The organism is Coprococcus sp. TM115-187 (assembly GCF_027679115.1).
Lineage (GTDB): Bacteria > Bacillota > Clostridia > Lachnospirales > Lachnospiraceae > Allocoprococcus > Allocoprococcus comes.
On sequence record NZ_JAQEKS010000018.1, the window covers coordinates 46989 to 58664 of the forward strand.

Consider the following 11676-nt stretch of genomic DNA (forward strand, 5'->3'; position numbering starts at 1 on the left):
AGGATTATCATGATAAAATCAAACAGGTGTATTTAATTTTAGAATAAAAGAGGAGATTTTGTTATGGATAATCATAAAAAAAGGAGTACATTTTCCGGTAAATTAGGATATGTACTGTCAGCAGCAGGAGCTTCTGTAGGTCTTGGAAATATCTGGAGGTTTCCTTATCTTGCGGCGAAATATGGCGGAGGAATTTTTCTGCTTATCTATATTCTGTTAGCCCTTACTTTCGGTTATACGATGATAATTGCTGAATCAGCAATTGGCCGTATGACAAGAAAAAGTCCGGTAGGTGCGTTCAAATCTTTTGGAAAGTCAAAATGGATTTCTTTTGGTGGATGGATTAATGCGATTATTCCGGTTCTGATTGTACCATATTATTCTGTAATTGGAGGATGGGTTATCAAGTACCTTTTGGAATATGTAAAAGGGAACAGCAGTAGTCTGGCTCAAGATGGATATTTTTCGGAGTTTATTTCAAATGGATTTTCTACAGAAATCTGTTTTATCATATTCTGTCTGATTACATTGATTATTATTTATGCAGGTGTTCGGAATGGAATTGAGCGTGTTTCAAAGTTTATGATGCCGATTTTGATCGTGCTTTCGCTGATCATTACCATTTACTCAGTAACACGACCAGGTGCAATGGAAGGCGTGAAGTATTTTCTGGTGCCAAATCCAAAGAATTTCTCATGGATGTCTGTGGTAGCTGCTATGGGACAGATGTTTTATTCCCTATCGATTGCTATGGGAATTTTGATCACATTTGGTTCTTATATGAAGAAAGATATTTCGATTGAAGATTCTACAAGAAATGTAGAAGTATTTGATACAGCGATTGCAATTATGGCAGGACTTATGATCATCCCAGCCGTATTTGCGTTTTCAGGTGGAAATCCGGATATGTTACAGGCAGGGCCGGCACTGATGTTTATTACAATACCAAAGGTGTTTGAGAATATGGGATTGGGAACAGCAATTGGAATTCTGTTCTTTCTGCTTGTTCTTTTTGCTGCGCTGACAAGCTCAATCGCATTGACAGAGAGTGCAGTATCTACATTTGAAGATGAAATCGGCTGGAGCCGTAAAAAGTCTACTGTGCTTGTTGGTGTGATCATGATAGTATTAGGAAGTTTATCTTCACTTGGATATGGACCACTTGCATTTGTGAAAATTATTGGTATGCAGTTCCTGGATTTCTTTGATTTCCTGACTAATTCGGTAATGATGCCGATCGCGGCACTGATGACAAGTCTTTTGGTAGCTAGAGTTGTTGGGGTAAAGAAGATAGAAGAAGAGATTATTCATGGAGAAAATGCATTCCGCAGAAAGAAGATTTTTGCTGTTATGATTAAATATCTGTGTCCAATCTTTGTTCTGATTATTTTGATCAGTTCTGTGGCGAATGCATTTGGATGGATTTCCATGTAGAATAATATGTGAAAAAAGGAGTGTAAAGAAATGGAACAGATGAAAGTTGGAATTATCGGTGCTGGGCGAATTGCAGCAAATATGGCGAAAACACTGGACGGTATGGACGATGCGGCTGCATATGCCATTGCTGCAAGAAATCTTGACAGAGCGCAGAAATTTGCCAAAGAATGGGGATTTGAAAAGGCATATGGCTCATACGAAGAACTGGTAAATGATCCGGAAGTAGAGTTGATTTATATCGCGACACCACATCCGTTTCATATAGAACAAGCCAAACTTTGTATCAATCATGGGAAACCGGTACTTTGTGAAAAACCATTTACTGTAAATGCTGTTGGAGCAAAAGAAGTATTTGCTCTCGCAAAGGAAAAAGAAGTCTTTATTACGGAGGCAATTTGGACAAGATACCTTCCATCCCGTAAAATAATCGATGATATTATTGCAAGTGGTGAAATCGGAGAAATAAAGGGGATTTCAGCAAATCTCGGATATGATATGCATACAAAAGAACGTCTGATCGATCCGAAGCTTGCCGGTGGAGCGCTATTAGATGTAGGTATTTACCCACTGAATTTTGCAAGCATGGTTTTAGGCGATGATGTTGAAGAAACGCTTTCTTCCTGCGTAAAATTTGACAGTGGAGTGGATGCACAGAATTCCATTATTCTGAAATACAAAAATGGATCGATGGCTTCTATACAAAGCAGTGCACTTACCGGTACAGAACAATATGGTATGATATATGGGACCAAGGGGTATCTGATTGCGGAAAATATTAATGATATTACGGCGGTAAAAGTGTATACACCGGATCGGGAATTTGTAAGGGAAATTACAATGCCAGAACAGATCACTGGGTTTGAATATGAAGTACGCGCTTCTATGAAGGCCATCCGTGAAGGAAAACTTGAATGTATGGAAATGCCGCATGAAGAAAGTATTCGCATCATGGAACAGATGGATGGGCTTAGAAAAGACTGGGGGATTGAATATCCATTTGAAAAAGGAAACAGACCGTGCTAGTAATTATAATTAGCTGTCCCTGGCAAAAAGTTGTCTTGGGACAGCAGTATTTTGAATAACCAATCTATACGACAAATACCGATTTTTCCAAAAGATATAGACAAATCTTCCGAAACCATGCTATAATCATACCTATATCGGGGAAATTTATGGAATTTAGGAGGTTCTTAGAATCATGCCATCTGATACAAAAACATACCAGGAAGAAACTTATATTGATAATACTATTCGTCTTCGTGGTGTTTTAAACACCATGCCTGACTTTGCACGTGATTATTTTCGTGCCATTGAACCAACCACATCACCAAAGACACGAATATCGTATGCATATGACATCCGTTTGTTCTTTCAGTTTTTAATTGAAGAAAATCCTGTTTATAAACATCACTCAATTAAGGACTTTCAGGTACAAGATCTGGAAGCTATTCAGCCGGTTGATATTGAGGAATATCTGGAATATCTGAAGGTCTATGATACTACAGATGTTCATACCAAAGAAACCAAACAGGTCACAAACTCTGAACGCGGCTTATTCCGCAAAATGTCTGCATTACGCAGCTTTTATAATTATTTCTTTAAAAGACAGATAATTCAGAAAAATCCGACCTTATTTGTAGATATGCCGAAGTTACATGACAAGGCGATCATACGTTTGGATACCGATGAGGTTGCAAAGCTTTTGGATTATGTGGAATCCTGTGGTTCCAAATTAACCGGTCAGGCACTCTCCTATTATAATAAGACGAAAGAACGTGATATTGCGATCATTACTCTTCTACTTGGAACAGGTATTCGAGTATCGGAGTTAGTTGGACTGGACCTGTCAGATGTGGATTTCAACAATAATGGGGTCATGGTGACACGAAAAGGTGGAAGCCAGATGGTTGTTTATTTTGGTGAAGAGGTGGAAAAAGCACTTCGCAATTATCTGGAGACATACCGTAAAGCGGTAACGCCCCTTGCTGGCTATGAAAATGCTCTGTTTTTATCAACCCAAAGACGCCGGATCGGTGTGCAGGCGGTTGAAAATATGGTTAAAAAGTATGCCAGTCAGATTACAAATAAAAGAATCACGCCACATAAGCTCAGAAGTACCTATGGTACTGCCCTTTATAAGGAAACAGGGGATATTTATCTGGTAGCGGATGTTCTGGGGCACAAAGATGTCAATACAACGAAAAAGCACTACGCTGCAATCGATGAAGACAGACGACGTAGTGCTGCAAATGTGGTAAAATTGCGGGAACCGTAAATTGTCAAAGCTCGGTAAAACTTATTATTTCTTTACTCTTAATGTCCTTAAATAGATCTTCTGTTCCGGCGTGATCCGGTAGCTTTCAATTGCTTTCTGAATCGTCTTATTATGTGTCCAGGTGTCCAGCCTTTTCTTTTCCAGATAAGGAATGATCTGGTCATACTGCTTTGCAAGAGCGGTAGCAAAATACCAGGCACGCATCATGTTTACATAATATTCGTCCGATTTAACTTCGGCTACCTTTTTGGGATATTCCGGTTTAAACTGTTCATCCAGATAATACCGCATCAGCATTCCAATTCCAAAACGGACGATATACGGGTGATCCGATGCTATCCAGCGGCAGACTTCCTGGATAAATATGTCCAGATGATTTTTTACTGTCCGGAGCGCGATCATATCACAGGTTGCCCAGTTATCTATATACGGGAGAAAACGGTCCAGTGCGGCAATACAGGATGGGTACGCTTTAATCTGTTCAATCAGTAGTCCATGAAGGTTGTTTTCTTCATAATATTTATGTGGAAGCACTTCAAGAAATGCAGAAACATTGTCTGTTTTACCGAACTTTTTTGCGTATGCGCGCAAAGAAGGAGTCCGCACACCGATGACGGTTTCCTTATTGACTGTCGGCATCAGTTTTGCCTGAAAATCCCGATAAGCAAGATCCTGTATTGCAAAGAGATCTGCTTGTACATTTTCTATTACTTCTCTACTGCTCATTTGTCATTTCCTCCTGAAATATTGTAGATTTATAATTCGGTATAACGAAATTTGCTACAGCTTGACAGCGGTTTAAGCATTTATAAGATCGTGCCTGTCTCATAGAGCGCATTCTTCCGCTCCATACGCTTTAATTCTGGCAATACGGTAAGTAACATGGTGATGAAGCATAATCCTCCACCAATGACGTTAGAAACCGGCTCAGCGAGAAATACGCCATCTGTTCCCATATGCAGGGCATACGGCATCAGATATGTCAGAGGCACGACGATAAATACCTTCCGAAGTAGTGAGAAAAAGATTGCATGCTTCTTCTTATTCAGGGATTTAAAGACCGTCTGGCCAATGTATTGCATATCCATGCAGATAAACGCTGCAAAATACTGCTTCAGGGCAGGAACTGCATCTTTCATCAATGTAGCATCCGAACTGAAAATTCCGATCAGGGTTTTCGGCGCGATGATGATGATACTCCACATCACAGCTGTGTATCCGAGAATCATAAGTGCCATCATGGCACCGGCTTTTCTTACACGGCATGGGCGTCTTGCACCATAATTGTAACTCAGGATTGGCGAAGTCCCTTCGTTGATTGCATAAATCGGAGTTTCTACAAGCTGTCTGACACTGGATACGATGGTCATAACAGAAATGTAGATATCTCCGCCTGTGACGGAAAGTACATTGTTGCAGACAATCGTTACCAGACTGTTTGTCAACTGCATGATAAATCCGGCAGTTCCCAGGCTTACAATGTTTTTTGCATAAGCTGTACAGCTGGCAAGTTCCTCTTTTTTGAGGAGCCTCACTTTCAGTTCTGCTTTCTTTGTAAGAAAGAAAAAGACAAATGCAGCAGAAAGTGTCTGAGAAATGACCGTTGCAATTGCGGCACCGCACACGCCAAGCCCGAACACAAAAATAAACAACGGGTCAAGCAGCAGGTTCGTTACTGCCCCTATGGTAACTGAAAGCATGCCGATGGTTGAATATCCCTGTGCATTGATAAACGGGTTCATACCGGTTGCAATCATAGAAGGCAGAGTTCCAATTAGGTAAAGCATCAGGTACGGATATGCATAGATCAGAGCGTCTTTTGAGGCACCAAACAGTACCAGGATCGGGCGGGCAAATAAAAAGCCAATTACCATAAGTACAATGGCACAGATACAGACCATGGAAAAAGAAATATTCATAATTTTTTTCGCTTCCTGTGGCTCATTTTTGCCGCGCTCAATCGAAAATAATGGTGCACCGCCGCTTCCGAATAGATTGCTGAATGCGGTAATGATGACAATTACCGGGAAACAAAGACCGACTGCACCAAGTGCTGCAGTTCCGATGTGCGGGATACGTGCAATATAAATCCGGTCTACAATGTTATAAAGTAAACTTAAAATCTGGGCAACCAGCATCGGGAGCGATGCTCCAAGGATATTACTGGTTATCGTTCCATTTTCAAAATCGACTCGTTTCATTTGTAAATTCATTCCTTTTTATTTTTCTTGCTTTTTAATTCTAACATGATGTAATATATATGTAAATTATTGTTTTTGTATGATAATTCAATAAAAATCATATGGATAATATATTTTCATTTTTAAATAATCAGGAGATGAATTACATTTTTATGGAAATCAGACAGTTGGAATATTTTCGTGCGATCGTAGATGCCGGAACGATCAGCGGTGCAGCAAGAGTTCTTCACATGACCCAGCCACCGCTGAGCTATCAGATGAAGATGCTGGAGGAAGAATTACAGGTATCACTCTTTTTGCGAGGTACAAAGAAAATTACGCTTACAGATGCCGGAAAGACGCTTTATGAGCAGGCCGGTAATCTTCTGATGCTTGCAGATCTGACCAAACAGGAGGTTGTCAAATCCGGTCAGGCAGCTACCCTGCACATAGGGATCACACCATCCACTGTATCGATGATGTCCGAATATCTGCTTTACTTTGCAAAAAAGTATCCTCAAATTCATTTTGATGTACATGAAGGATCTACATTTACACTGAAAGATCAGCTGGAAAATGGAATGATCGATTTGACTACACTCCGCACACCAATTGTGTTAAATGGCTGTGAAACCAAGTCTCTTTCCCGGGAGAAGCTGCTTGTGATGGCAGTTCCTGATCACCCTCTGTTGCAGGGACATACATCCATCAGTCTGCGGGAACTTTCCGAACAACCCTTAATCCTCTCCCACCGCTACCGCAAATATATGCTTGCCGCATTTGAGGGTGCCGGACTGGTCTGTGATATTTATTTTGCCTGTGAGGATGCCCGCACTGCAATGACGATGGCAGAAAAGGGACTGGGAATTGCGATTCTTCCGGAGTCTATGCTGAAGCTCACTAATAAATTAAAAGCATATGATATTACTGGAGCTGATCTTACAACTGAAATTCTTCTTGCATGGAGGAAAGGCAGGATGCCGGCGGAATTACAGGATTTTCTGACATTATTTGAGGAGAAAATATAAAGTAAAAGAGCAGAGATACCTTCGAATGACTCTGCTCTTTACTTTATTTTATCATTTGGTAAGTATTTTTTAAATAGGATAAATAGAATTACCAGCTTGATTTCTGCTCATCTATAACTTCCAAAGTCTCCGAATTTACCAGATAGAAATCAACCAGTTCTGTCTCATATCCACCATCCGGATATACCTTTTCCAGAACCAATTCTTCGAAAGTATTATTATTTTCATCTGTCTTAGAACCGTTATCATACAGACAGTAATTGACATTTACTGTTGTGCCATCCTTCTCTTCTGTTGTCTCAGAGAGGATCGCGTAATTTTCGCCCTTTGCATTTGCCGTGTAAGTGAAATTCATATCCGGAAGGGGATTCTGTTGCTGGATATATTGATACACAGCACGCATTTCGTCCTGAAGCGGTGAAGCCTTCTGGGATTCCTGTGCCGGAGAATTTTCGGTTGAATCAGTGGTACTACTATCTTGTGTTTCAGAATCATTCGGGTCGGAATCTGGTACAGAGGATTCTGTTAAAGTATCTGTATTCGGTAAAAACAAACCCGTTTTTTGCATATAAATCAGGTTATCAGTTCGGTACTGTGTAGCGATGCCGTAATCAGGCTGTACGGAAAGATAAATATAATGCTGATCTTGACCGGTTACGGTTTCCGTTCCTTCTACGCCAAAGCTCACAATTAAAAAGCTGTAACCAATCAGAGAAAGTAAGAAAAGAGTCAGTGCGGCATAAGAAACGGCAATTATTCGTCTGGCTGCTTTCCTATTAAGGAGACTTTTTTGCTTTTTATACAGACAGATCATGCCCCAGATCAGCAGGCAGGACAAGGTGACAGAAACGCAGATGACGGATATTTCAGCAAAATAATAGCGGATTGCATATCCTGCGCTTTTATTGATACCATACCATGCACCGTAGAAAAAGGTACTGTATGCCAGAACGATTGTAATCAGACAAGTACGCAGGATATGCTCTTTTCTTGTCGGAGTAAATTTTTTTAATGCAGAAATAAGTCTGTCCATTTCTTCTGCTTCAATCCAGGTGGTAAGTTCTGCTTCAGATGGATATTCACCGTTTGTGTCAGAAATCCCTGTATAACGGGTTAAAAATTGATTTTTTGTATCAGTATCTCCCACTTCTGCTGCCAGTAAGATCTGCATATAATACAACTGTTTTAACTGGACCGGTGTGCATTTTTCAATAGAAATCTGTGTAATTGTCTGTGTAGCATGATCGTATTTCCCAAGCTGGATTTCAAGGCTTGCAATCAGGAGCAGCATGCGGTTATTCGTAGCAAGATCGCGGACAGATTGTATATGATACATATAAAGCGCATACTCATAGTGTTCGTCCAGTGGCATTCTACTCGATATCTTTCTGCTCCATCCGGCTTCTACAAACTGGAGCCCGAAAGCAAGTTCGATAACGGAAAGAATCTGGCAAAGGAAAGCCGTAAGTCCCCAGACATTGGTAGTGAGTTTCTGATAGGTCAGAAAAAAGATTGCAGCGGCAGCCAGGATGACGAACAACCATCTCAGCATGAACACGCGGCGGGCTTTCTTTTTTACGGTTGGATTCCATGGATATGTTTTTAATTCTGAATCTAGCACGGGCAAATCTCCCTTCCGTTGTCTAATTATCGATTTCCAAAAATATAATCTTAGTATTTAAGCGCCTCCTTTATGACGAAATAAAAGGGGCGCTTAAATCACTTTTCATATTTACTATTTTACTTCTACCAGTTCGATCTGGAAGTTCAGTTCTTTTCCAGCCATCTCATGGTTGGCATCAAATGTGATGTTGGTTTCTGTCTTTTCGGTTACGGTTACCGGAAATGGCTGTCCATACTGGTTGGTCAGATATGCACGTGCACCGACTTCCAGATCTTCTGATCCAGGAAGTTGTGCGATTTCCAGCGTGAAAATGGCGCGTGGATCCGGCATGCCGTAAGCTTCTTCCGGCATCAGATGGATGTTGATGGTCTGTCCTACTTCCATTGTTGCAACGGCTTTATCGTAACCATGGATCATCTGTCCGGCTCCGCATACAAATTCCAATGGCTCTCCGCGGTCATAGGAAGAATCAAACTGGGTACCATCATCAAAGGTACCTTTGTAATGGGTACGGCAGGTCTTTCCGACATTCGGACCTTCAAAATCCGGCACATGTGCGCCACCACATCCGCTGCATCCACTGCAGTGTCCGCCACAGGAATGTTCTTCTTCAGCAGAAGCTTCTTCTGTTGCTGTTTCTTCATGCTGTCCACAGCAGGAATGACCTTCTTCGTGGTGATGGTCACAATTTGTACCTGCAGATTCCAGTTCTCCTGCAAGATAGGCATTCACTGCCGCATCTACTTCTCCTGCTGCACCGGATATAACTTTGATACCGGTTTCTTTCAGCGCTTCTTGTGCACCTTCTCCGATACCGCCACAGATCAGAACATTTGCACTCTGCTCAGAAAGGAATCCTGCAAGCGCACTGTGTCCGGCGCCACCAGCATGAACAATCTGCATGGAAGTGATCTTTCCGTCTTCTACCTCATACATTTTAAAAGTTTCTGTCTTTCCGAAGTGCTGGAAAATAGATCCGCCTTCGTATGTTACTGCTATTTTCATTTGTAAAATCCTCCTTGAGATACCTTTACTCAATAGTATAACATATGGATTGCGAAACGCATAGAAAAAGTATACAATAATGAAAGAAATAATGAGACAAAACGAAAGAAAAAAGGGACTGGAAAATGAGTAGTATTTATTTGAGCAACGCAATATTTATGATGATAATACTGACGATCATCTTTTTAAGGATCCGGTATTATATTACATGGAGCCCGAGTAAAAAATATACGATGATCTTTATTGGCATGGTAGAGCTTTATGTGTTAATGGATGCATTGTTTATGAAAGAACTCTTAGGTAAGTCAGGAAACTTTTTGCAGTTTAAGCTGGTTGTGTTTTTCTTTTATCTGGTTTATGTAATCATGCCATATGTGTGGCATTTGTTTATGCAGAGTTATATGGGGATTAACCGTTCAAAGAAGCAAAGATTTGCGGAAATGATTCCGTTCATTCTCCTGGTTCTGATGGTGCTTCTCTCAGTTCCGACGGGAATTGTCTGGAGATTTTCACGGAACCGGACCTATATACGCGGTACATTTTTCGGAGTGTTTGCCGTACTCAATCTGTTTTATTACGTTTATACATTTGCACAGACATTCTTTATTTTATTCATGAACAATACAAAGGGTGTCAGATATCTCATAAAATCGGCACTGTTTTCAGCAGTCCCACTGATCGGAATTCTGGCAAATACCTATATCATTCCACTTTATGGGGCATATCCGTTCCAACCGTACTGCCTGGTAATCGGAGCACTGCTCTCCTACCTGTTCATGGTGGAGCACCAGCAAGATCAGATGGAGTTTGAACACCGGAAAAGACTGTCCAAAGCATTGGAACTGGAAAAAGAATCGACACGGAAAGCGAAAGTAGCCGGTGAGGTAAAGAATGCTTTCCTTGCAAATATGTCCCATGATATCCGTACCCCGATGAATGCGATCATTGGATTTTCTGATATCATTGCAGAACATCCGGATGATGAAGAAATTGTAAAAAATGCAATTTCCAAAATTCAGGCATCTGGTGAGATTCTTCTGAAGATCATCAATGATGTGTTGGATCTGTCTAAAATCGAAAGTGGAAAGGCAGAAATTGTGGAGATGGTAACTGACCTGAAGCAAATGGAAGAAAATCTGAAAATGATGCTCGAATACAGCATCCAAAAGGGAATGATTGATTTCAAAGTTGAGGATCAAATAGAAAATCCACTGGTATGGTGTGATGTGACAAAACTGCAGCAGGTTCTGGTAAATGTACTGAATAATGCAGTTAAATTTACCCCAGCGGGAGGAACGATCACATTTAGCTGCGTCCAGAGAATGATCGCACCTGGATTTGCTGAATACAAATTCACGATAAAGGATACCGGAATCGGTATGACTGAAGAATTTCAGAAACATGCGTTTGAGGCATTTGAAAGAGAGCGAACTTCTACCGAGAGCAAGACTGAAGGAACAGGGCTTGGACTTGCGATTGTGAAGAAACTGGTAGATCTGATGCATGGTGATGTGATAATCCAAAGTAATTCCGGTCAGGGAACCAAAATACAGATTTCACTTCCCCTTCGGATTGCAACGGAAAATCAGCTTCATCAATCAGATAAAGCAAAGGAATACAAAATAGGTCTTGACGGAATGCATGTACTTTTGGTGGAAGATAATGAATTAAATGCAGAAATTGCCATGGAAGTTTTGAAAAATAAAGGGATTCTTGTGAACTGGGTTCCGGATGGATGCGCCTGTGTGGAAGAAATTCAAGATAAGGAAGCAGGCACATATCAGTTTATCCTGATGGATGTACAGATGCCACGGATGAATGGATACGAAGCGACACAGAAAATCCGTCAGCTTGCAGATGTGAAGAAGGCACAGATTCCAATCATTGCCATGACTGCAAATGCATTTGAGGAAGACCGGAAACATGCGCTGGATGCCGGGATGGATGGGTTTATTATGAAACCGTTCCGGGTGGATGAGATGATGAAGGTGATCGGAGAAGTGATGGAATAAATGAATGTGGAAAGAGCAGGGAAAGAACTTTGGAAAGTTCATCCCCTGCTCTTTGTGTGTGTGCGCCTAGCGGCGCACGTTTCTAACGGGTTAAAGTCCCGAATCCACCCGGTAG

8 protein-coding genes and 1 pseudogene are annotated in these 11676 nt (G+C 41.1%); 5 read left to right on the forward strand and 4 right to left on the reverse strand.

Annotated features, from left to right (window positions below; translation table 11 throughout):
* Positions 1–63: 63 nt before the first annotated feature.
* The 3 genes and pseudogenes from PGW42_RS11570 to PGW42_RS11580 all read left to right on the forward strand — a co-directional run bounded on the left by PGW42_RS11570 (position 64) and on the right by PGW42_RS11580 (position 3712).
* Positions 64–1434, forward strand: a complete 1371-nt coding sequence (locus PGW42_RS11570) for a sodium-dependent transporter (RefSeq protein WP_195502628.1) — start codon at positions 64–66, stop codon at positions 1432–1434.
* Positions 1435–1461: 27 nt separating this feature from the next.
* Positions 1462–2460, forward strand: a pseudogene (locus tag PGW42_RS16155) (Gfo/Idh/MocA family protein); the annotation flags it as partial.
* A gap of 175 nt (positions 2461–2635) precedes the next feature.
* On the forward strand, positions 2636–3712 hold the full coding sequence (locus tag PGW42_RS11580; protein ID WP_055157081.1) for a tyrosine-type recombinase/integrase: 1077 nt from the start codon (positions 2636–2638) through the stop codon (positions 3710–3712).
* 24 nt (positions 3713–3736) lie between these two features.
* On the opposite strand, the gene PGW42_RS11585 is transcribed toward PGW42_RS11580, so the two are convergent.
* Both PGW42_RS11585 and PGW42_RS11590 read right to left on the reverse strand, forming a co-directional pair.
* Positions 3737–4438: a DNA alkylation repair protein gene (locus PGW42_RS11585; protein ID WP_117834757.1), complete on the reverse strand. Its 702-nt coding sequence runs from the start codon at positions 4436–4438 to the stop codon at positions 3737–3739.
* Between the two features lie 80 nt (positions 4439–4518).
* Positions 4519–5913 (reverse strand): MATE family efflux transporter, encoded by a 1395-nt coding sequence (locus PGW42_RS11590; protein WP_270203684.1) that lies wholly within the window; start codon positions 5911–5913, stop codon positions 4519–4521.
* 152 nt (positions 5914–6065) lie between these two features.
* Here PGW42_RS11590 and PGW42_RS11595 point away from each other — a divergent pair, with 152 nt between their 5' ends.
* Entirely contained in the window at positions 6066–6920 is an 855-nt protein-coding gene (locus PGW42_RS11595; RefSeq protein ID WP_022221020.1) for a LysR family transcriptional regulator, read from the forward strand.
* A gap of 88 nt (positions 6921–7008) precedes the next feature.
* Here the strand turns inward: PGW42_RS11595 and PGW42_RS11600 are convergent, their stop codons facing one another.
* Entirely contained in the window at positions 7009–8541 is a 1533-nt protein-coding gene (locus PGW42_RS11600; protein WP_270203685.1) for a hypothetical protein, read from the reverse strand.
* 114 nt (positions 8542–8655) lie between these two features.
* Positions 8656–9549: a NifB/NifX family molybdenum-iron cluster-binding protein gene (locus tag PGW42_RS11605; RefSeq protein ID WP_270203686.1), complete on the reverse strand. Its 894-nt coding sequence runs from the start codon at positions 9547–9549 to the stop codon at positions 8656–8658.
* A 125-nt stretch (positions 9550–9674) separates the two neighbouring features.
* On the opposite strand from PGW42_RS11605, the gene PGW42_RS11610 reads away from it, so the two are divergent.
* Complete coding sequence (locus PGW42_RS11610; protein ID WP_215633879.1) at positions 9675–11561, forward strand: ATP-binding response regulator; 1887 nt, start codon at positions 9675–9677, stop codon at positions 11559–11561.
* Positions 11562–11676 lie beyond the last annotated feature (115 nt).